The 19,682-nt window shown below is 74.1% G+C and carries 19 protein-coding genes; 9 read left to right on the top strand and 10 right to left on the bottom strand.

Going from position 1 to position 19,682, the window contains the following annotated elements; translation table 11 throughout:
• Nucleotides 1–15 precede the first annotated feature (15 nt).
• Nucleotides 16–1,443, bottom strand: coding sequence for an MFS transporter (locus MF406_RS15115; RefSeq protein WP_242895363.1), 1,428 nt, complete (start codon nt 1,441–1,443; stop codon nt 16–18).
• A 152-nt stretch (nt 1,444–1,595) separates the two neighbouring features.
• Between MF406_RS15115 and MF406_RS15120 the strand changes: the two genes are divergently transcribed.
• The 6 genes from MF406_RS15120 (at nt 1,596) to MF406_RS15145 (ending at nt 8,392) form a co-directional block, all read left to right on the top strand.
• A complete protein-coding gene (locus tag MF406_RS15120) occupies nt 1,596–3,095 on the top strand; it encodes a fumarylacetoacetate hydrolase family protein (protein ID WP_242895365.1) in 1,500 nt (499 codons plus the stop codon).
• On the top strand, nt 3,092–3,832 hold the full coding sequence (locus tag MF406_RS15125) for a GntR family transcriptional regulator (protein WP_242897821.1): 741 nt from the start codon (nt 3,092–3,094) through the stop codon (nt 3,830–3,832). Before MF406_RS15120 ends, MF406_RS15125 begins: the two co-directional genes overlap by 4 nt.
• Before the next feature lie 18 nt (nt 3,833–3,850).
• Nucleotides 3,851–5,446 (top strand): 5-carboxymethyl-2-hydroxymuconate semialdehyde dehydrogenase, encoded by a 1,596-nt coding sequence (gene hpaE, locus MF406_RS15130; protein ID WP_242895367.1) that lies wholly within the window; start codon nt 3,851–3,853, stop codon nt 5,444–5,446.
• Between the two features lie 73 nt (nt 5,447–5,519).
• Nucleotides 5,520–6,686, top strand: coding sequence for a 3,4-dihydroxyphenylacetate 2,3-dioxygenase (gene hpaD, locus MF406_RS15135; protein ID WP_242895369.1), 1,167 nt, complete (start codon nt 5,520–5,522; stop codon nt 6,684–6,686).
• 117 nt (nt 6,687–6,803) lie between these two features.
• Entirely contained in the window at nt 6,804–7,589 is a 786-nt protein-coding gene (locus MF406_RS15140; RefSeq protein WP_242895378.1) for a fumarylacetoacetate hydrolase family protein, read from the top strand.
• Nucleotides 7,574–8,392 carry an aldolase/citrate lyase family protein gene (locus MF406_RS15145; protein ID WP_242895380.1) on the top strand — a complete coding sequence of 273 codons (819 nt, stop codon included), beginning with the start codon at nt 7,574–7,576 and terminating at the stop codon, nt 8,390–8,392. Before MF406_RS15140 ends, MF406_RS15145 begins: the two co-directional genes overlap by 16 nt.
• Before the next feature lie 192 nt (nt 8,393–8,584).
• Here the strand turns inward: MF406_RS15145 and MF406_RS15150 are convergent, their stop codons facing one another.
• From MF406_RS15150 to MF406_RS15160, 3 genes are all read right to left on the bottom strand, one after another.
• Nucleotides 8,585–8,998 carry a PIN domain nuclease gene (locus MF406_RS15150; RefSeq protein ID WP_242895382.1) on the bottom strand — a complete coding sequence of 138 codons (414 nt, stop codon included), beginning with the start codon at nt 8,996–8,998 and terminating at the stop codon, nt 8,585–8,587.
• Nucleotides 8,995–9,207, bottom strand: a complete 213-nt coding sequence (locus MF406_RS15155) for a type II toxin-antitoxin system VapB family antitoxin (protein WP_242895384.1) — start codon at nt 9,205–9,207, stop codon at nt 8,995–8,997. Before MF406_RS15155 ends, MF406_RS15150 begins: the two co-directional genes overlap by 4 nt.
• A 117-nt stretch (nt 9,208–9,324) precedes the next feature.
• Nucleotides 9,325–9,852 carry a GNAT family N-acetyltransferase gene (locus tag MF406_RS15160; RefSeq protein WP_242895386.1) on the bottom strand — a complete coding sequence of 176 codons (528 nt, stop codon included), beginning with the start codon at nt 9,850–9,852 and terminating at the stop codon, nt 9,325–9,327.
• A 206-nt stretch (nt 9,853–10,058) separates the two neighbouring features.
• Between MF406_RS15160 and purU the strand changes: the two genes are divergently transcribed.
• From purU to MF406_RS15175, 3 genes are all read left to right on the top strand, one after another.
• Nucleotides 10,059–10,931, top strand: coding sequence for a formyltetrahydrofolate deformylase (gene purU, locus MF406_RS15165; RefSeq protein WP_242895388.1), 873 nt, complete (start codon nt 10,059–10,061; stop codon nt 10,929–10,931).
• A 168-nt stretch (nt 10,932–11,099) separates the two neighbouring features.
• Nucleotides 11,100–11,753, top strand: a complete 654-nt coding sequence (locus MF406_RS15170; RefSeq protein ID WP_242895390.1) for a DUF4190 domain-containing protein — start codon at nt 11,100–11,102, stop codon at nt 11,751–11,753.
• A 113-nt stretch (nt 11,754–11,866) separates the two neighbouring features.
• On the top strand, nt 11,867–12,451 hold the full coding sequence (locus MF406_RS15175; RefSeq protein WP_242895392.1) for an HdeD family acid-resistance protein: 585 nt from the start codon (nt 11,867–11,869) through the stop codon (nt 12,449–12,451).
• A 123-nt stretch (nt 12,452–12,574) separates the two neighbouring features.
• On the opposite strand, the gene MF406_RS15180 is transcribed toward MF406_RS15175, so the two are convergent.
• The 6 genes from MF406_RS15180 to MF406_RS15205 form a co-directional block, all read right to left on the bottom strand.
• On the bottom strand, nt 12,575–13,561 hold the full coding sequence (locus tag MF406_RS15180; RefSeq protein ID WP_242895394.1) for a malate dehydrogenase: 987 nt from the start codon (nt 13,559–13,561) through the stop codon (nt 12,575–12,577).
• An 89-nt stretch (nt 13,562–13,650) separates the two neighbouring features.
• A complete protein-coding gene (locus MF406_RS15185) occupies nt 13,651–14,559 on the bottom strand; it encodes an ROK family protein (RefSeq protein ID WP_242897822.1) in 909 nt (302 codons plus the stop codon).
• A complete protein-coding gene (gene nagZ / locus MF406_RS15190) occupies nt 14,556–16,235 on the bottom strand; it encodes a beta-N-acetylhexosaminidase (RefSeq protein ID WP_305852968.1) in 1,680 nt (559 codons plus the stop codon). Before nagZ ends, MF406_RS15185 begins: the two co-directional genes overlap by 4 nt.
• On the bottom strand, nt 16,232–17,158 hold the full coding sequence (locus MF406_RS15195; RefSeq protein ID WP_242895395.1) for a carbohydrate ABC transporter permease: 927 nt from the start codon (nt 17,156–17,158) through the stop codon (nt 16,232–16,234). The genes nagZ and MF406_RS15195 overlap by 4 nt, the downstream gene beginning before the upstream one ends.
• Nucleotides 17,155–18,132 (bottom strand): carbohydrate ABC transporter permease, encoded by a 978-nt coding sequence (locus tag MF406_RS15200; protein ID WP_242895397.1) that lies wholly within the window; start codon nt 18,130–18,132, stop codon nt 17,155–17,157. The genes MF406_RS15195 and MF406_RS15200 overlap by 4 nt, the downstream gene beginning before the upstream one ends.
• Nucleotides 18,133–18,341: 209 nt before the next feature.
• Nucleotides 18,342–19,658: an extracellular solute-binding protein gene (locus tag MF406_RS15205; protein WP_242895399.1), complete on the bottom strand. Its 1,317-nt coding sequence runs from the start codon at nt 19,656–19,658 to the stop codon at nt 18,342–18,344.
• Nucleotides 19,659–19,682: the final 24 nt, after the last annotated feature.

Raw genomic sequence — 19,682 nt, forward strand, 5'->3', positions numbered from 1 at the left:
CGCCGCGGCGGTCCGTCAGACCTTCGCCAGGCCGCGGACCGGGCTGACCTGCTGCTCCGCCTCGTGGTCCGGGCCGAGCGGGATGCCGCTGCGGTCGCGCAGGACGAGCGTGGCGAGCAGCCCGATGACGGTCATCCCGGCGAGGTACCAGGTCACCGAGGTGGTGGACCCGGTGGCGCTGACCAGCGCCGTCGCGATCGTGGGGGCGAAGGCGCCGCCGGCGATCGCGCCGATGGCGTAGGAGATCGACACGCCGGAGAACCGGATCGACGCCGGGAAGAGCTCGGTGTAGAACGCCGCCTGCGGGCCGTAGGTGAAGCCGAGGCCCACGGTGAGGAGCGCGAGCCCGGCGAACAGCAGGCCGATGCTGCCGGTGTTCACCAGCGGGAACAGGGCCACCACGCCGACGAGCTGGAGGACCCAGCCGAGCAGGTAGGTGGCGCGCCGCCCGAGGCGGTCGGAGACCCAGCCGGCGAGGATCGTGGACAGCAGCCAGGTGACGGCGGAGCCGGTGACGGCCCACAGCACCGGGCCGCGGTCGAGAGCGAGCGGCCCCTCGGGGTCGGTGGAGTAGTTCTGGATGTACCCACCGGTGGTCATGTAGCCCACTGCGTTGTTCCCGGCGAAGACGAGCGCGGCGACGAGGACGAGGACCGTGTGCCTGCGGAAGAGCCGCAGGATCGGCATCTGGGCCTCCTGCCGGCGCTCGGCGAGCTCGGCGAAGACCGGGCTCTCCTCCACCTTCCGGCGGACGTAGTAGCCGACGAGGATCAGGACGACGCTGAGCAGGAACGGCACGCGCCAGCCCCACCGGAGGAACTCGTCGCCGGGCGCGATCATCGCCATGACCGCCATGACGCCGGAGGCGAGCAGCAGGCCCAGCGGGACGCCGGTCTGCGGCCCCGCGCCGAACAGGCCGCGTTTGTCCCGCGGCGCGTGCTCGACGGCCATGAGAACGGCGCCGCCCCACTCCCCGCCGGCGGAGACGCCCTGCAGGATGCGCAGCAGGACCAGGAGGATCGGCGCGGCGACGCCGATGGTCGCGTAGGTCGGCAGCAGGCCGATGAGCGTGGTGGCCAGGCCCATCATGATCAGCGTGGCCATCAGCACCAGCTTGCGGCCGTACTTGTCGCCGAGGTGGCCGGCCAGGAAGGCACCCAGCGGCCGGAACAGGAAGCTGACGCCCACCGTGGCGAAGGAGAGCAGCACGCTGTTCGCGCCGAGGGGCGCGAAGAACGCCTGGCCGAAGACGAGCCCGGCGGCCGAGGCGTAGATGAAGAAGTCGTACCACTCCACCGTCGTGCCGATCACCGTCGCGAAGACGACCCGGCGACGCTCGGCGAGCGTGGCGACTGGCCCGGTCGGCGTGCTGCCGGCGGGGGCGGTGCTGTTGGCGATGGGCCCGGGCGGCGTGCTGCCGTCGGGGGCGGTGCTGCTGCTCATGTTCTGACTCCTTCGAAGGAACGTCGTTGTCCTCGCCAGCGCCGCGCCCTGGGGGCGGGCCGGCTGGCTGGCACGCTCGCCGGTCGTCCGGCTTACCGTGTCAGCACAGGATGCTATACGATTTCGCCTACTATGCAAGGGTGAGGGAGCTCATGACCGCAGACACGACCGCCGCCGCCGGCGCGGACCCGAGGTTCTCCGGCCTGCCCGGCCGCCCGGGCAAGATCGTCGCCGTGCACCTGAGCTACGCCTCGCGGGCCGACCAGCGCGGGCGGCGGCCGGCCGCGCCGTCGTACTTCCTCAAGCCGTCGAGCTCGGTCGCCGCCTCCGGCGGCACCGTCGAGCGGCCGGCCGGCACCGAGCTGCTCGCCTTCGAGGGCGAGATCGCGCTCGTCATCGCCACGCCCGCCCGGTGGGTCACCCTCGAAGAGGCCTGGGACCACGTCGGCTGGGTCACCGCGGCCAACGACTTCGGCCTGTACGACCTGCGCGCCAACGACAAGGGCTCGAACCTGCGGTCCAAGGGCGGCGACGGGTTCACCCCGATCGGCCCCCGGCTCATCGACGCCCGCACCGTCGACCCCGCCGCGCTCCGGCTGCGGACCTGGGTCGACGGCGAGCTCCGGCAGGAGGACACCACCGCCGGCCTGCTCTTCCCGCTCGCCCAGCTCGTGGCCGACCTGTCCCAGCACCTCACCCTCGAGCCGGGCGACGTCATCCTCACCGGCACCCCGGCCGGGTCCTCCGTCGTCGTCCCGGGCGACGTCGTCGAGGTCGAGGTGGACGCGCCCGGGGCCCCCGGGGCGCCGACCTCCGGCCGGCTGGTCACCACCGTGACCCAGGGCGAGCACGGGTTCGACGGCGGTCTCGGCTCGCTCCCGGCGGTCGACGACGGCCAGCGCACGGAGGCGTGGGGCTCCCGCGCGGCCGCCGGGCTGGAGCCCGAGGCGGAGCCGTTCCGGCTCACCCCCGAGCTCCGCGGCAAGCTCCGCGCGGCCCCGGTGGCCGGGCTGAGCGCCCAGCTGCGGCGGCGGGGCCTGAACAACGTCACCGTCGACGGCGTCCGGCCGATGCACCCCGGCGCCAAGCTCGTCGGCACCGCCCGCACCCTGCGGTTCGTGCCCAACCGCGAGGACCTCTTCACCAGCCACGGCGGCGGCTACAACGCGCAGAAGCGGGCGTTCGACGCCGTCGGCGAGGGCGAGGTCATCGTCATCGAGGCCCGCGGCGAGCCGGGCTCGGGCACGCTCGGCGACATCCTCGCCCTGCGCGCCCACGAGCGCCGCGCCGCCGGCATCGTCACCGACGGCGGCGTGCGGGACCACGACGCCGTGGCCGCCGTGGGCATCCCGGTGTACTCCGCCGGGGCGCACCCCGCGGTCCTCGGCCGGCGGCACGTGCCGTGGGACACGGACGTCGCGGTCGCCTGCGGCGGCACCACCGTCCAGCCGGGCGACGTCGTCGTCGGCGACCAGGACGGCGTCGTCGTCATCCCGCCCGCGCTGGTCGAGGAGGTCGTCGACGCGGCCCTCGCCCAAGAGGACGAGGACGCCTGGATCGTCGAGCAGGTCGCCGCCGGCCACGCCCTGGACGGGCTCTTCCCGATGAACGCCGAGTGGCGAGCGAGGTACGAGGCATGGCGGGCGAGATGACGGACGTGGCCGCGCCGGCGGCGGCCAACGGGTCCGTGAGCAAGTCCCAGCGGGCGTACGCCTGGATCCGCGAGCGCATCGTGCGCCAGGATTTCACCCCCGGCTACCGGCTCGTGCTCTCCGCCCTCGCCGCGGACCTGGGCATGAGCGTCGTCCCGGTGCGGGAGGCCATCCGCCAGCTCGAGGCCGAGGGCCTGGTGACGTTCAAGCGGAACGTCGGTGCCCACGTCTCGATGGTCGACGACACCCAGTACCGGCACAGCATGCAGACGCTGGCGATCCTGGAGGGTGCGGCCACCGCGCTCGCCGCGCGCCGCCTCACCGCCGAGGACGTGCGCCGCGCCCGCGACGTCAACGCGCGGATGACCGAGGCGCTCGACCAGTTCGACCCGCCGGCGTTCACCCGGCTCAACCAGCAGTTCCACACCATCCTGTACGCGCCCTGCGCGAACCCGCGGGTGCTCGAGCTCGTCGACGCCGAGTGGGCCCGCCTGGGCCACCTGCGCGCCTCGACCTTCAGCTTCGTCCCCGGCCGGGCGCACGAGTCCGTGCGCGAGCACGAGAACATCGTCCGCCTGATCGAGGCCGGCGCCGACCCGGCCGCCGTCGAGCGGGCCGCGCGGGAGCACCGGCTCGCCACCCTCGACGCCTACCTGACCCGCGACCACGACCACGAGCACAGCCGCGAGCACAACCGTGAGCGCCCCGACGAGGCCGTTAGCCGGCCCGCACCCTGACCCCGACCGGAGGCTCCAGTGAGCGACACCAGCACCGCACGGACGACGGCGACCGCCCCCCGGCACGTCCCCGCCGACCTGCCCGAGCGCATCCAGCACTACATCGGCGGCGAGCTCGTCGATTCCGCCGACGGCGACACCTTCGAGATCCTCGACCCGGTCTCGAACGAGACCTACCTGCGCGCCGCGGCCGGCAAGAAGGCCGACGTCGACCGCGCCGTCGCCGCCGCCCGGCGGGCGTTCGAGGAGGGCCCGTGGCCGCGGATGCTGCCGCGCGAGCGGTCCCGGGTGCTGCACCGCATCGCCGACCTGGTCGAGTCCCGCGACGCCCGGCTCGCCGAGCTGGAGACCTTCGACACCGGCCTGCCGATCACCCAGGCGCTCGGCCAGGCCCGCCGTGCCGCCGAGAACTTCCGGTTCTTCGCCGACCTGGTCGTCGCCCAGGCCGACGACACCTACAAGGTTCCCGGCCGGCAGATCAACTACGTCAACCGCAAGCCGATCGGCGTCGCCGGGCTCATCACGCCCTGGAACACCCCGTTCATGCTCGAGTCCTGGAAGCTCGGCCCGGCGCTGGCGACCGGGAACACCGTGGTGCTCAAGCCCGCCGAGTTCACCCCGCTGTCGGCGTCGCTGTGGGCGGGCATCTTCGAGGAGGCGGGCCTGCCCACCGGCGTCTTCAACCTGGTCAACGGTCTCGGCGAGGAGGCCGGCGACGCGCTGGTGAAGCACCCGGACGTGCAGCTCATCTCCTTCACCGGCGAGAGCCGGACCGGGCAGATCATCTTCGCCAACGCCGCGCCCCACCTCAAGGGGCTGTCGATGGAGCTCGGCGGGAAGTCCCCCGCCGTCGTCTTCGCCGACGCCGACCTCGAGGCGGCCATCGACGCGACGGTCTTCGGGGTGTTCTCCCTGAACGGCGAGCGGTGCACCGCGGGCAGCCGGATCCTCGTCCAGCGGGAGGTCTACGACGAGTTCGTCGAGCGCTACGCCGCGCAGACCCGGCGCGTCGTCGTCGGCCCGCCGCACGACCCGAGGACCGAGGTGGGGGCGCTCGTGCACCCCGAGCACTACGACAAGGTCATGCGCTACATCGAGATCGGCAGGTCCGAGGGCCGGCTCGTCGCCGGCGGCGGCCGGCCGGAGGGCTTCCCGACCGGCAACTACGTCGCCCCCACCGCCTTCGCCGACGTCGCGCCGGACGCGCGCATCTTCCAGGAGGAGATCTTCGGGCCGGTCGTCGCGATCACCCCGTTCGACACCGAGGAGGAGGCGCTGCGGCTCGCGAACGGGGTGAAGTACGGCCTGGCCGCCTACGTGTGGACCAACGACCTGAAGCGGGCGCACAACTTCGCCCAGTCCGTCGAGGCCGGCATGGTCTGGCTGAACAGCAACAACGTCCGCGACCTGCGCACCCCGTTCGGCGGGGTCAAGGCCTCGGGCCTGGGCCACGAGGGCGGCTACCGGTCGATCGACTTCTACACGGACCAGCAGGCGGTGCACATCACGCTCGGCGAGGTGCACAACCCCAGCTTCGGCAAGGCGGACGCCGACGAGCCCGCCGAGGTCGACGCCCACCAGCCGACGGACCTGGACGACCCGGACCCCCGCTGACCGCCCCACCCGATCACCCACCCGATTGCCCCCCGCTGATCACCCCACCCGAACGGAAAGCAAGGACGCTGACGTGACCACGCGTGACCAGATGACCCTGACCTCCTCCGGCTTCTTCGTCTCGCCGGGGGCGCCCATCCACACCGACAACCCCATCCCGACGCCGAGCGCGCCGCCGCCGGACATCCTGCGTTGCGCGTCCATGGAGCTCGTCGTGACGGACCTGGCGGCCTCCCGCAGGTTCTACGCCGACGTGCTCGGCCTGGTCGTGACGGAGGAGGACGAGGAGACGGTCTACCTGCGCAGCATGGAGGAGTTCATCCACCACAACCTGGTGCTGCGCCGGGGCACGGTGCCCGCCGTCGCCGCGTTCTCCTACCGGGTCCGCTCGCCGGAGGACCTGGACAAGGCGGTGGCGTTCTACACCGAGCTGGGCTGCCGAGTGGAGCGCCGGCCGGAGGGCTTCACCCGGGGCGTCGGGGACACGGTGCGGGTGGAGGACCCGCTCGGCTTCCCGCAGGAGTTCTTCCACGACGTCGAGCACGTCGAGCGCCTGGCGTGGCGCTACGACCTTTACACCCCGGGCGCGCTCGTGCGCCTCGACCACTTCAACCAGGTCACCCCGGACGTGCCGCGCGCGACGAGGTTCATGCAGGACCTCGGCTTCCGCGTCACCGAGGACATCCAGGACGAGGAGGGGACGGTCTACGCCGCGTGGATGTGCCGCAAGGCGACCGTCCACGACACCGCGATGACCGGCGGCGACGGGCCGCGGATGCACCACGTCGCCTTCGCCACCCACGAGAAGCACAACATCCTGGCGATCTGCGACGAGCTCGGTGCGCTGCGGATGTCCGACCGCATCGAGCGCGGCCCGGGCCGGCACGGGGTGTCCAACGCGTTCTACCTCTACCTGCGGGACCCGGACGGGCACCGGGTGGAGATCTACACCCAGGACTACTACACCGGCGACCCGGACAACCCGGTCGTCACCTGGGACGTGCACGACAACCAGCGGCGGGACTGGTGGGGCAACCCGGTCGTGCCGTCCTGGTACACCGAGGCCTCCGTGGTGCTCGACCTGGACGGCAACCCGAAGCCGGTGGTCGAGCGCACCGAGAGCAGCGAGATGGCGGTGACCATCGGCGCCGACGGCTTCTCCTACACCCGCCGGGAGGAGGGCGAGGAGTCGATGCCCAGCTGGAAGCAGGGCGAGTACAAGCTCGGTCACCAGCTGTGACCGCCCGCTCGCCCCGTCCCGACGGCGGCTCACTCAGTCCCGACGGCGGCTCCCCCCGTGCCCACGCCCCCTCGCCCCGGCCCGATGGCGGGACCCACCCATGGAAGGGAGGACCCGATGCTGCCGGCTGAGACCATCGCGGCGATCGCCGACGAGCTGGCCGCCGCCGAGCGGGACCGCACGATGGTGCCGCTGCTGACCCGGCGGTACGCCGGGATGAGCGTCGAGGACGCCTACGCGGTTCAGAACGAGTGGCGGCGGCGCGCTATCGCCGCCGGCCGGCGGCCCGTCGGCCGCAAGATCGGGCTCACCTCGAAGGTCATGCAGGCCGCCACCGGCATCGACGAGCCCGACTACGGCGCGATCTTCGCGGACATGGTGCTCGAGAACGGCTCGGTGATCGAGCACGGCCGGTTCTCCAACGTGCGCATCGAGGTCGAGCTCGCCTTCGCGCTGGCCGAGCCGGTCGACGGCCCCGACGCCAGCGTGCTCGACGTGCTCCGGGCGACCGAGTACGTCGTGCCGGCGCTGGAGATCCTCTCCTCCCGCGTCGAGCTCGAGGGCCGCACCATCGTCGACACGATCAGCGACAACGCCGCGATGGGCGCGATGGTCTACGGCGGCAACCCGGTCCGGCCGGGCGACGTCGACCTGCGCTGGGTCGCGGCCCTGCTGTACCGCAACGAGACGATCGAGGAGTCCGGCGTCGCGGCCGCCGTGCTCAACCACCCCGCGACGGGCGTGGCGTGGCTGGCCAACAAGCTCGCCCAGCACGGCGACCGCCTCGAGGCCGGGGAGCTGGTCCTCGCCGGCTCGTTCACCCGGCCCATGTGGGTCCGCCCGGGCGACACGGTGCTCGCCGACTTCCGAGACCTGGGGACGATCTCGTGCCGCTTCGTCTGACGCCCACGCTCCGCCACGCGCTGGCGGACCACCGCCGCCGGCAGGACGGGCGCGCCCTCGCCGGGATCTGGGTGTGCAGCGGGAGCCCGCTGGTCGCCGAGATCGTCGCGGGCTCCGGGATCGACTGGGTGCTCATCGACATGGAGCACTCCCCCAACGGCCTGGCGGCGGTGCTCGCCCAGCTCCAGGCGGTCGCGGCCTACCCGGTCACCCCGGTCGTGCGGGTGCCGGTCGGCGACGTCGTGACGATCAAGCAGGTGCTCGACCTCGGCGCGCAGAACCTGCTCGTGCCGATGGTCTCCTCAGCCGCGGAGGCGCGGGCCGTCGTCGAGGCGGTCCGGTACCCCCCGCGCGGGCGCCGCGGCGTCGGTTCCGCGCTCGCCCGGTCGGCCCGGTGGAACCGGGTCGACGAGTACCTCACCGACGCCGACGAGCACGTGTCCGTCGTCGTCCAGGTAGAGACCGCCGAGGCCGTCGACGCGGCCGCGGACATCGCGGCCGTCGACGGCGTCGACGGCGTCTTCGTCGGGCCGTCCGACCTCGCCGCCTCCCTGGGGCTCCTCGGGCAGCAGAGCCACCCGGACGTCGTCGCCGCCGTGCACCGCGCCTTCGCGGCGGTGCGGGCGGCCGGCAAGCCTGTGGGCGTGAACGCGTTCGACCACGCCGCCGCACACTCCTACATCGACGCCGGCGCGTCCTTCGTGCTCGTCGGCGCCGACGTGACCCTCCTCGCCCGTGGCTCCGAGGCGCTCGCCGCGGCGTTCGGCCCCGGCTCCGACGACGGCGCACAGCCGGGCCAGTGACGCACGCGCGGGCGGTGCAGCGCTCGCCGCCAGCCGCGCCTGGACGATGCCGGCCGGGATGGCGTTCACGCCGACCCGCACCGCCGGCGGGCCCGTCGTCCTGGTTCACCCAACCGTGCGGGATGTCGAACCCTGGTACCGGCGCTGGCGGCGGGACGAGGAGGACCGCGACTGGGACGACGAGCGCCCTGGCTACCGGGCTCCGGGCGTGGCCGGGTCCAGCGGGACGTCCAGAACTCCCGCCACCCGCACGAGGTCGACGTCCTGGGCCAGCAGAGCGGCGCCCCACCGCCAGGCGACGACGACGATCAGGCAGTCAATAATCCCTCTCGGTGTCACCCCCACCGCCCGGCACCGGCGGTAGATGCGCGCCGCGGCCTCGAAGTCTCCGGTGGGATCGACGCTGAGCAGCTGGAACCGCAAGAGGAGGCGGCGGAGGCTGGTCTCCCGCGCGTCGTCCCGGGCCCCGGCCAGCACCTCCATGATCACCGGTTCGGTCACGGCCAGCTCATCACCGGCCGCGACAAGGTCGCGTAATCGGTGGTGCACCGGGCTGCCCGTCGCTCGGTCGAGCTCGACCCATGCGGAGGTGTCAACAAGGATCACGCCGCACCACGGGGCGGCACGTCCGTGGGGACCTCCCCGATCGCCTTCGCCCCCTCCATCGCGAGCGCCTCCTCGCGTGTCATCGGCTGACCGGCGAGATGACGGAGCGCGAGGTCGACTGCTTCCGTCTTCGTCCGGAGCAGGTATCGCTTCATCACGATCTCGAGATAGGTGTCCTCGATCTCGATGTTGGTCCTGATCCTGGTCATACACGCAAGGTACACCATACGTGTATGGAACGTGCATCGCCGCGCCCGGTCTCGCCGGGCATCGCGCATCGAGCAGATCCAACCGGCCACAGCGGGTCGGCAGGCGGCGCGCGTCAGTCAGCCCGCGGACCCGGGCATGCCGGCCAGCCCGGCCGCGTCCTCGCCGTCGCCGTCCTCGCCCAGGATCCGGCGCAGGTAGGCGTACGTCAGGTCGCCAGTGTGCTGGTCGTACTGGTGCTCGTAGCCGTGCTTGGCGTACAGCGCCAGGTTCTGCTTGGAGTCCTGGCCGGTGAAGACCCAGACCTCCCGGGTCCGCTCCGGCAGGTACTGCAGGACCGCCATCAGGAGCTGGGTGCCGATCCCGCGGCCCTGCAGATCCGGGACGACGGCGAGCCGGCCCAGGTTGGCCCGCTCGGCCTCCAGCTCCACCCGGATCGAGCCGACCAGCCGGTGCCCCAGCCAGGCACCGAGGGTGACGACGTTGGGCCGCTGGAGGTCCGCCTCGAGCTCGGTGAGGGACTGGGTCAGGGCGGGCAGGTTGGGGTCGCCGTAGAGCTGGGCCTCGGTGACGAACGCGGCACGGCGCACGGTGAGGAGCTCCCCGGCCTCGTCCTCGGTGATGAGGTCGATCCTGACGTCGTCCATGGGGGTCAGTGTGGCATCCCGCCGGCGGCGGCCCGCGGCAATTCGCACCGGCCGGGTCTCGCCGTCGGAACGACGAGTCCCGGGTGCGCAGCGCCGACGGCCACGGCCCGGCGACGCCGTCCGGGCGCGGGCAACGGCCGGCCGCGGCCGCGACCGCGCCCGGACCGGGCCGACGCCAGGGTGGGCGCCGCACTACCCTGCCGAGGATGAGCACCGCCCCCGCTGCCCGACCGGCCGAGCAGCACCTCGTCCTCGCCCTGTCCTGCCCGGACCGGCCCGGGATCGTGCACACCGTCTCCGGCGTGCTGGCCGAGCACGGCGGCAACATCACCGAGTCCCAGCAGTTCGGGGACCCCTCCACCGGGCTGTTCTTCATGCGGGTGCAGGTCCAGACCGCCGCGCCCCGGGCCGAGCTCGAGGCCGCGCTGGGCGCCGTCGCCGAGCGGTTCGCGATGACCTTCCGCCTCGACGAGGTCGGCCGGCCGGTGCGGACGCTGATCATGGCGTCCAAGGACGCGCACTGCCTGTCCGACCTGCTCTTCCGGCACCGGTCCCAGCGGCTGCCGATCGACCCGGTCGCCGTCGTCGCCAACCACCCGGACCTGGCGGACATCGCCGACTTCTACGCCGTGCCGTTCCACCACCTGCCGGTCGCCCGGGAGACCAAGGCCGAGGCGGAGGCCGCGCTGCTGCGGCTCGTGCGCGAGCGCGACGTCGAGCTGGTGGTGCTGGCCCGCTACATGCAGGTGCTCTCCGACGAGGTGTGCCGGGAGCTGACGGGCCGGGTCATCAACATCCACCACTCCTTCCTGCCCAGCTTCAAGGGCGCCCGGCCGTACGCCCAGGCGCACGGGCGGGGGGTGAAGCTCATCGGTGCGACGGCGCACTACGTCACCGCCGACCTCGACGAGGGCCCGATCATTGAGCAGGACGTCGAGCGCGTCACCCATGCCGACGACGTCGCGGAGATGGTTGCCCGCGGGCAGGACGTCGAGCGGCGGGTGCTCGCTCGCGCGGTGCGCTGGCACGCCGAGCACCGGGTGCTGCTGGACGGGCGCCGCACCGTCGTCTTCCCCTGAGCGCGGGCCTGACGAGGCTCGGAACCGGGCCAGCGCGGGCCGAAAGAGGCGCCGTGCCGGGCATGACGGGACGCCGCGCGCGGCCAGAACGGGTCAAACCGGGCGCGGCGCCGTGCGCGCGGGCGGAGGTTTCGGGAGGATGGCATCTCCCCGACCAGGAGGACCACCATGAGTACATCCAGCCGCCCCGGCGACGGCGAGGAGCTCCCGCCGGACCCGTACAGCCAGCCAGGGTCGGGTGAGCGCCGCCCGCCGAGCTACGGCCAGCCCGGGCAGCAGGAGCCGGACCGCTACGGCCAGCAGGAGCCGCCCGCCTACGGGCAGCAGGAGCCGCAGGCGTCGCCGGGTCCGGGCCAGTACGGCCAGCAGCCGCCGCAGTACGGCGCCGGCACCTACGGCCAGCCCGCCGGCTACGGCCAGTCCGGCTACCCCGGCCAGGGCAGCTACGGCGGCGGGCCCGGGCAGCCGTACGGGCCGCGCAACGGGCTCGGGACGGCGGCGCTCGTGGTCGCCATCATCTCCCTCCTGCTCGCCTGGATCCCGTTCATCGGGCTGGTCGGCGCCGTCGGCGGGATCGTCGCGATCATCCTCGGCGCGCTCGGGCTCGGTCGCGTGAAGCGGCGCGAGGCGACCAACCGCGGGGTATCGATCGCCGGCATCGTCATCGGCGCACTGGCGCTGATCCTGGCGATCGCCGCGACCGTCTTCGCCACCTACGTCATCGGGGACGTGCTGGGCCCGGAGTTCCAGCAGTGCGCCGAGCAGTACGGCAACGACCCGCAGGGGCTGCAGCGCTGCCTGGAGGAGTCCAACGCCTACTGACCGGTCGGGCTGGCTCGCCCGGACGCCGTCGTGAGCCGCCGATGTTTGCCCGGGCGTCACCGCCTCGGTATGCATGATCACGTCCCGTCCCCGCCCGGAAGCAGGTGCCCGCCATGACCCTCCCCCCGCGCGACCCGCTGCTGGAGTCGTTCGCCGCCACCAGCCGCCGGGTCTGGTACCTGCCGGTGATCCGCGGCGTCCTCGCCATCCTGCTCGGCGTCCTCGCGCTCGTCTGGCCGGCGGCGACACTCCTCACGCTGATCCTCGTCCTCGGCGTCTTCTGGCTGGTGGACGGCGTGGTGGGGATCGTCGACGGCGTCCGTTGGCGGGGCGAGGCGGGCGCCGGGCTGCGCATCGTCCTCGGCGTGCTCGGCGTCCTGGCCGGTCTGGTCCTCGTCCTGCAGCCGGGGCTCTCGGCCGGCGTCCTCGTCACGATCGCCGGCGTCTGGGCGGTGCTGGGCGGGGTCGCCCTCGTCGTGGTCTCGGTGCAGGCGCGGCGGTGGGGCGTGGGTTGGGGCTGGGGCGTCGCGGCCGGGGTGGTCACCGCCGTCTTCGGGATCCTGCTCATCGCCTGGCCCGGGATCGGGGCGGCGACCTTCGTGATCCTGCTCGGCGCCTATGCCCTCGTGGCCGGGATCGCCCTGGTCGTGCACGGGCTGCGCATCCGCGCCCTCGCGAAGCGGCTCGACCGGCGCTGACCGCGGGGCGCTCACCACGGCGGACTGACCGCCGAGGGCCCGCCGCACCAGGCGGCGGGCCCTCGGAGTCGGGCCGAGGCCAATCAGACTAGGGCGTGGCCCGCCAGACGAGGCCGAGGCTGGTCAGATGAGGCCGAGGCTGCTGACCGCGTCACGCTCCTCGATGAGCTCGGCGACGGACGCGTCGATCCGGGACCGCGAGAAATCGTCGATCTCCAGGTCCGGGACGATCTCCCACCGGCCGCCGCGGGAGCGGACCGGGAAGGAGGAGATCAGCCCCTCGGGCACGCCGTAGGAGCCGTCGGAGACGACGGCGGCCGAGGTCCAGGTGTCCGCCGGGGTCCCGCCGACCCAGTCGCGGGTGTGGTCGATGGCCGCGTTCGCTGCCGAGGCGGCCGAGGAGGCGCCCCGGGCCTCGATGATGGCGGCGCCGCGCTTGGCGACGGTGGGGATGAACTCCTCGGTCAGCCAGGCCTGGTCCACGAGCTCGGTGGCGGGCCGGCCGTCCACGGTGGCGTGGTGGACGTCGGGGTACTGGGTGGCGGAGTGGTTGCCCCAGATGGTGAGGTTCTTGACGGCGGAGACGGCGGCGCCGGTCTTCTTCGCGAGCTGGCTCAGCGCCCGGTTGTGGTCCAGCCGGGTCATCGCGGTGAACCGGCCGGCCGGCACGTCGGGGGCGTGCCGCTGGGCGATGAGGGCGTTGGTGTTCGCCGGGTTGCCCACCACGAGGACCCGGACGTCCTCGGCGGCGCCGGCGTTGATGGCCGCGCCCTGCGGGCCGAAGATGCCGCCGTTGGCCTCGAGCAGGTCGCTGCGCTCCATGCCCTTGCCCCGCGGGCGGGCCCCGACGAGCAGGGCGACGTTGGTGCCGTCGAACGCCCGGGTGGCGTCGTCGGTGATGTCGACGCCCGCCAGCAGCGGGAACGCGCAGTCGTCCAGCTCCATCGCGGTGCCCTCGGCAGCCTTGACGCCCTGGGGGATCTCGAGCAGACGGAGCCGGACCGGGGTGTCGGGGCCGAGCAGCTGGCCGGACGCGACGCGGAAGAGCAGGGCGTAGCCGATCTGCCCGGCTGCTCCGGTCACCGTCACGTTCACCGGGGTGGTGGTCATCGACGCACTCCTTCGTGGGGGGAGATATCTCGGCGTCAAGATTACCCCGGCGGTCCAGGGCGGCCCGGCCGACGGCGGCCGGCACCGGCTCAGGCCGGCACGCCGTCGACCTCGGCGAGGGCCGCCGCGCCGAGCATGGCCGCGGTGCCGGAGGCGGGCAGGATCGTCACCCGCGCGGGCAGGTTCAGCGCGGCGACCAGGGCCGAACGCTGCGCCTGCGCGGCGAGCGCGGCGCGGACGCCGCGCAGCAGCGGCGCGCCGGCCCGGCTGACGCCGCCGCCGAGGAGGATGCGGTCGACGTCGACGGTCAGCGCGAGCAGCCGGACGGCAGCGGCGATCCCGCCGCAGACCCGGTCGGCGAGCGCGCGGGCGGCCCGGTCCCCGCCGTCGGCGGCCGCGAACACCGCCGTCGCGCCCCCCGGCCCGGGCCAGTCCCGGGCGATCGCCCAGCCCGCGCAGACCGCCTCCAGGCAGCCGCGCTGGCCGCACCGGCACAGCGGCCCGGCGGGGTCCACCGGCACGTGGCCGATCTCCCCGGCGACGCCCCGGTCCCCGCGCCAGAGCCGGCCGGCCAGCACGATCCCGCACGCCAGGCCGGTGCCGAGGTTGAGGTAGCCGAGCGAGCCGGTCCCGCCGCCGAGCAGGCGGTGGGCGCCCAGGGCGGCGGCGTTGACGTCGTTCTCCACGACCACGGCGACGCCCAGGCGCTCGGCCAGGCGGCCGCCGAGGTCGAGCTCGGCGAGGCCGAGGTTCACCGCGTTGGTGACGTGCCGGCGGTCGGCGGCGACGAGGCCGGGCACGCCCACCCCGACCGAGCGCAGGGCGGTCACGTCGGTGCCGGCGGCGGCGGTGAGCTCGCGGACGGCGCGCTCCGCCGTCGCCAGCACCTCCGGGCCGCCGTAGCCGGAGGCCAGCCGGACCTCGTGGAGGGGGCGGCTGGTCCCGTCCAGCAGGATCCCGGCGGTGCTGGTGCCGCCGATGTCGAGGCCGACCCTCACGGCCGGGCCGGGGTGATGAGCTCCAGCAACGCCGCGCCCATGAGCCGGGAGGCGCCGAAGGTGGCCACGTCCGCGTAGTCCCGCGCCGGGCTCGGCCAGCCCATGTCCACCACGACGGCGTCCGGCCGGCGCGCGCGGAGGTCGTCGAGGAGGTGGCGGGAGCGGGGGTGACGGTGGTTGTCGCGGCCGACGGCGACCACGACGGCGTCGGCCGGCAGGTCGAGCCAGCCGGGGGCGCCGGCGGTGCGCACCTCCGGCCGGGGGTCGGGGCCACCGTCGGTGAGGGCAGCGCCGTCGAGGCCCGCGATCCCGCCGGCGTCGGCATCGGCGTCGGCGACGGCGTCGGCGAGGGCGGCGAACGGGCCCCACGGGGCGGTGCCGACAGCGATGTTGGCCTCGGTGTCGAGCCGGAGCAGGACCCGCGGCCCCGGCGCGCGCAGCCGGGCCCGGGCCGCGGCGGACACCTCGACCGCCGGGAGGACCTCGGCCGGACCCGGGACGCGGGGCGCCGGGCCCGAGGTGGTGGGCGGCGGACCGGCCGCCGTCGTCCCCGGTCGACCAGCCGCCGTCGTGCCCGGCCGACCGGCCGCCGTCGTCCCCGGGCCACCGGTCGCCGCCGGCGGGGACGCACCGGCCGGCCGCGCGAGCAGCGCGCGCACGCGGGCCGCGGACGCGTCGAGCCGATCGCGGTCGAGGGTGCCGTCGGCCAGCGCGGCGGCGACCGCGTCCACCACCTCGGCCAGCTCTGCGCCGGTGGTGGCCGCGCCCAGGCAGAGCAGGTCGCAGCCGGCCGCGAGCGCGGCGACGGCGGTGGCCCCGGCGCCCGCGCCGTCGGTGGCGCCGGCCATGTCCAGGGCGTCGGAGACCACGGCGCCGGTGAAGCCGAGCTCGCCGCGCAGCAGGTCGAGCACGGCCGGGGAGGTCGTCGCCGGGCGGTCCGGGTCCAGCGCGGGGAGCACGATGTGCGAGGTCATGACCGCGGCCACGCCGGCGGCGACCGCCGCCCGGAACGGCGCCAGCTCGCGGGCGTGCAGCGTTGCCCGGTCGGCGGTGGCCACCGGGCGGGCGAGGTGGGAGTCGGTGGTGGTGTCCCCGTGGCCGGGGAAGTGCTTGGCCGTCGCGGCAACCCCGGCGCACTGCGCGCCGTGGACCCAGGCAGCGCCGTGGGCGGCGACCAGCCCGGGGTCGGCGCCGAAGCTGCGGGTGCCGATCACGGGGTTGTCCGGCTGGGAGTTGACGTCCACCACCGGGGCGAGGGTGAGGTCGCAGCCGGCGGCCCGGACCTCGGCGGCCACCGCGGCGGCGACGGCGGCCGTGAGGTCGACGTCGTCCAGCCGGCCCAGGACCGCGTTGCCGGGGAAGGGCGAGCCGGCCCCGGCGTGCAGCCGGGTGACGTCCCCGCCCTCCTCGTCGACGGCGATCACGGCGTGCGGCGCGGCGCCGCGGACCTCGGCGGTCAGCCGGCGCAGCTGGTCCGGGTCGGTGATGTTGTGGCCGAACAGGCAGACCCCGCCCAGGCCCTCGGCCAGCGCCCGGCGGAGCCAGCCGGGCAGCTCGGTGCCGACGAAGCCGGGCATGAGGACGGCGAGGGCGGCCCGGTGGTCGGTGCCGGGCGCCGTCGGCCGGCCAGTGCCGGGCGCCGTCGGCCGGGCCGGGGCGGCCTCGGTGCGGCTCATCCCTTCACCGCCCCGCTGACCAGGCCGGAGGTCATCCGGTTCTGGACGAGGAGGAAGAAGACGATGACCGGGACGGCGACCAGGGAGGAGGCGGCCATCACCTGGCCCCAGTCGATCTCCCGGGTCACGCTGGCCTGGACGAAGCTGCGCAGCCACAGCGGCAGGGTCCGGTTCTCCTCGCGCTGGAGGATCACCAGGGCGATGGTGAACTCGTTCCAGCACTGCAGGAACGCGTACACGCCGGACGCGACCAGGCCCGGCGCCAGCAGCGGGAAGGTGATCCGGAAGAAGGCGCGGGGGCGGGAGAGCCCGTCGACCATGGCGGCCTCCTCCAGGTCCGCCGGGATGGCGGAGACGAAGCCGCGCAGCATCCACACGGTGAACGGCACGACGGCGGCCACGTACAGGATGCTGGTCCCCCACACGCTCTCCAGCCCGCCGATCCCCTGCATCAGCTTGTACTGGGCGATGAACAGCCCCTCGGCGGGGAGCATCTGGATGATCAGCACCGCCAGGACGAAGCTGGTACGGCCGCGGAAGCGGTACCGGGAGATGGCCAGCGCGGCGAGGAAGGCGAAGAGCAGGCAGACGACCACCGAGAGCAGGGTGATGGTCAGGCTCATGGTCAGCGCCTGGACGAAGTTCCCGCGGCCGAGCACCGCCTGGTAGTTCTCCAGGCTGCCGCCGGTGGGGAAGAAGGTGGGCGTGAAGCTCTGCAGCCGGGAGTTGGGCAGCAGGGAGGAGCTCCACATCCAGTACACCGGGAAGACCCAGGCCAGGGCCACCACGAGGGCCAGGACGCTGAGCGCGGCGGTGCGGCCCCGGCCGCGGCGCCGGCGGGTGGGCGCGGCGCCGCGGGCGGTGGCCGGCGGGCGGGCCGGGGCGCCGCCGGTGGCCGGCGGCGTCGTCGTCGGGGCGCTCATTCCTGGTCCTCCTTCAGCAGGGCCCGGACGTAGTAGGCGCTCATCACCAGGGTGAGCGCGAGGATGAAGACGGACAGCGCCGCCGCGGTGCCGAAGTTCGACGTGCCGGTGCCGAGCTTGTAGATCGCGGTGCCGAGCAGGTCGAAGGCGCTGGTCGCGGAGCCGGCGTCCTGCAGCATCCGGACCTGGGTGAAGACCCGCAGGTCCCAGACGAGCTGGAGGAGCAGGACGATCATGATCACCGGCCGGATCATCGGCAGGATGATGTACCGCAGCCGCTGGCGGGGGCTGGCGCCGTCGATCGCGCTGGCCTCCAGCACCTCGGTGGAGACCTGGGTCAGGCCCGCATACACCGACAGGGCCACGAACGGCACGGACATCCAGACGACGATGACCGAGGCCACCGCGAAGAAGGTGAGCGGCTGGCTGAGCCAGTCGAAGCGGTGGAACTGCTCCAGCCCGGCGGTCTCGAGCAGCCAGTTGACCACCCCGCGGCGGCGGTCGAAGAGCCAGATCCACACGGTCATCGCGGCGATGACCGGCATCGCCCAGGCGAGCAGCAGGGCGACCTGGAGGGTCACCCGGGCCCAGTTCCACACCGCCCGCATCAGCAGGGCGAGGCCGAGCCCGAGCGCCACCGTGACCAGCGCCGTGACGATGCAGAAGACGACCGAGCGGACGATGACGCCCCACAGGTCGGCGTCGGCGACGATCGCGGCGTAGTTGGCCAGGCCGACGAACGGGGCGGGCTGGCCGAACTGCTGGGCGACGCCGTAGGTCCGCAGGGACGTCAGCAGCTGCCACAGCACCGGGTACCCGGTGCCGAGCAGGAGGATGCCGATCGCCGGGGCGAGGAGCAGGTACGGCAGGAGGGCGCGGCGGCGGCGCGGCCGCACCGGGGTGACGGGCCCGGCCGGCGGGGCGGCGGCGCCGGGGGCGGCTGCCCGGGGGGCGGGGGCGGGAGCGGTGGCCATGGGCTCTCCTGGGTCTGGGGTGGTGCGGGGCCGGCCGGCGGGGCGGGGGTCCAGCCGGGGCGGGGGTCCATCCGGACGCCGGCCCGGCCGGTGCGGTGCGGAAGCGGTGGGGCGGGGCGGCGGGGCCACCGGCCGACGGCGGGTGCGGGGCCGCCGTCGGCGGGTGCGGGGCCGGCGGCCGACGACGGCCCCGCACCACGTGGGCGGCCTCAGCCGTTGAGCAGCTCGCCGATCTTCTCGTCGTACTCCTCGGCCAGGGCGGCGATGTCCCCGCCCCCGGCGACCTTGCCGAAGAACTCCTCCAGCAGGCCGGACCCCTCGACGGCGGCCCAGCCGGGAGCCGGCGGGGTGAGCCGGGAGTCGACGGCGGCCTCGGCGGCGGCCGGGTTCACCGTCGGGTTGAGCTCCTCGAACGCCTCGAGGTACTGGGTGTTGGCCGGGCCCAGGCCGTTCTCGGCGAGCATGGTCTGGTAGTCGCCGGAGAAGATGATCTCGAGCAGCTCGCGGGCGAGGTCCTGCTTCTCGCTGGCCGCGGAGATCGCGATGTTCGACCCGCCGGCGAAGACCGGCGCCACGCTGCCCTCCTCGGCGCCGGGCAGGGCGAAGACGCCGAAGGTGGCGTCGTCCCAGACCATCGTCTCCGGGTCCGCGGCGTCCGGCTTGCCGATGGACCAGTAGGCCCAGCCGGGGGCGATGATCGTGGCCGCCTCCGGCACGCCGGCCTCGTTGTCGTTGATGTTGACCCACGGGGTGGAGTCGGCCTCGGTGACCGGGGCGTTGGAGGCGTTGGTGAACAGGTCCTGGAACTGGGCCAGGCCCTCCTGGGTGGCGGGGTCGGACAGGCTGGACTCCCAGGTGTCCCCGTCCTTGGTGGCCAGGTCCCCGCCCGCGGCGAAGATCCAGGAGACGGCGTTGCGCCAGTCCTCCCCGCCCAGGTAGAAGCCCGAGCGGTCCTCGGTGCGCAGCGCCTTGACGGTCTCGTTGAACTCGGCCAGCGTCGTCGGGACCTCGTGGCCGGCCTCGGCCCAGACGTCCTTGCGGTACCAGACCAGGCGGGAGCCGAAGTAGTACGGCAGCGCGTACTGCTTGCCGTCCACCTCCCCGGCGGTGACGAAGGAGGGCAGCAGGTCCTCCCCGCCGAGGTCCTCGTACATGTCCGACAGGTCGGTGAAGGCACCGACGCTGGTGAAGGTCGAGGCCCAGGTGTTGCCGATCTCGGTCACGTCCGGGGTGGTGGCGGCGTCGGGCAGCGCGGTGGTGAGCTTGGTGACGGCGTTCGCCCAGTCCTGCTCCTCGATCACGAGCTCGGCGCCGGTGTTCTCCTCGAACGTCTCCTGCAGGTAGGTGCGCAGCTCGTCGGGCGTGTCGCTGCCCATGAGCCACAGGGTGAGCGAGTCACCCTCGCCGCCGCCGGTGCCGGCGGCGTCCGCGTCGGCGCTCCCACCGCCGGAGCCGCCGGAGCAGGCGGCAAGCCCCGCCGTGCCGACGGCCAGGGCGGCGAGGGCCCCGGTGATCTGCTTCTTCATGGTGGTCTCCTTCGTTGGAGGTGG

It is taken from the genome of Georgenia sp. TF02-10, from assembly GCF_022759505.1.
Taxonomy (GTDB): domain Bacteria; phylum Actinomycetota; class Actinomycetes; order Actinomycetales; family Actinomycetaceae; genus TF02-10.

What these genes read in the sequence shown, in the direction of transcription:
- MF406_RS15160 (WP_242895386.1), bottom strand. Translation starts at nt 9,852, where the DNA reads ATGGACGACGTCAGGATCGACCTCATCACCGAGGACGAGGCCGGGGAG.
- MF406_RS15125 (WP_242897821.1), top strand. Translation starts at nt 3,092, where the DNA reads ATGACGGACGTGGCCGCGCCGGCGGCGGCCAACGGGTCCGTGAGCAAG.
- MF406_RS15175 (WP_242895392.1), top strand. Translation starts at nt 11,867, where the DNA reads ATGACCCTCCCCCCGCGCGACCCGCTGCTGGAGTCGTTCGCCGCCACC.
- MF406_RS15205 (WP_242895399.1), bottom strand. Translation starts at nt 19,658, where the DNA reads ATGAAGAAGCAGATCACCGGGGCCCTCGCCGCCCTGGCCGTCGGCACG.
- MF406_RS15180 (WP_242895394.1), bottom strand. Translation starts at nt 13,561, where the DNA reads ATGACCACCACCCCGGTGAACGTGACGGTGACCGGAGCAGCCGGGCAG.
- MF406_RS15120 (WP_242895365.1), top strand. Translation starts at nt 1,596, where the DNA reads ATGACCGCAGACACGACCGCCGCCGCCGGCGCGGACCCGAGGTTCTCC.
- MF406_RS15200 (WP_242895397.1), bottom strand. Translation starts at nt 18,132, where the DNA reads ATGGCCACCGCTCCCGCCCCCGCCCCCCGGGCAGCCGCCCCCGGCGCC.
- MF406_RS15170 (WP_242895390.1), top strand. Translation starts at nt 11,100, where the DNA reads ATGAGTACATCCAGCCGCCCCGGCGACGGCGAGGAGCTCCCGCCGGAC.
- nagZ (WP_305852968.1), bottom strand. Translation starts at nt 16,235, where the DNA reads ATGAGCCGCACCGAGGCCGCCCCGGCCCGGCCGACGGCGCCCGGCACT.
- MF406_RS15155 (WP_242895384.1), bottom strand. Translation starts at nt 9,207, where the DNA reads ATGACCAGGATCAGGACCAACATCGAGATCGAGGACACCTATCTCGAG.
- MF406_RS15140 (WP_242895378.1), top strand. Translation starts at nt 6,804, where the DNA reads ATGCTGCCGGCTGAGACCATCGCGGCGATCGCCGACGAGCTGGCCGCC.
- MF406_RS15195 (WP_242895395.1), bottom strand. Translation starts at nt 17,158, where the DNA reads ATGAGCGCCCCGACGACGACGCCGCCGGCCACCGGCGGCGCCCCGGCC.
- purU (WP_242895388.1), top strand. Translation starts at nt 10,059, where the DNA reads ATGAGCACCGCCCCCGCTGCCCGACCGGCCGAGCAGCACCTCGTCCTC.
- MF406_RS15115 (WP_242895363.1), bottom strand. Translation starts at nt 1,443, where the DNA reads ATGAGCAGCAGCACCGCCCCCGACGGCAGCACGCCGCCCGGGCCCATC.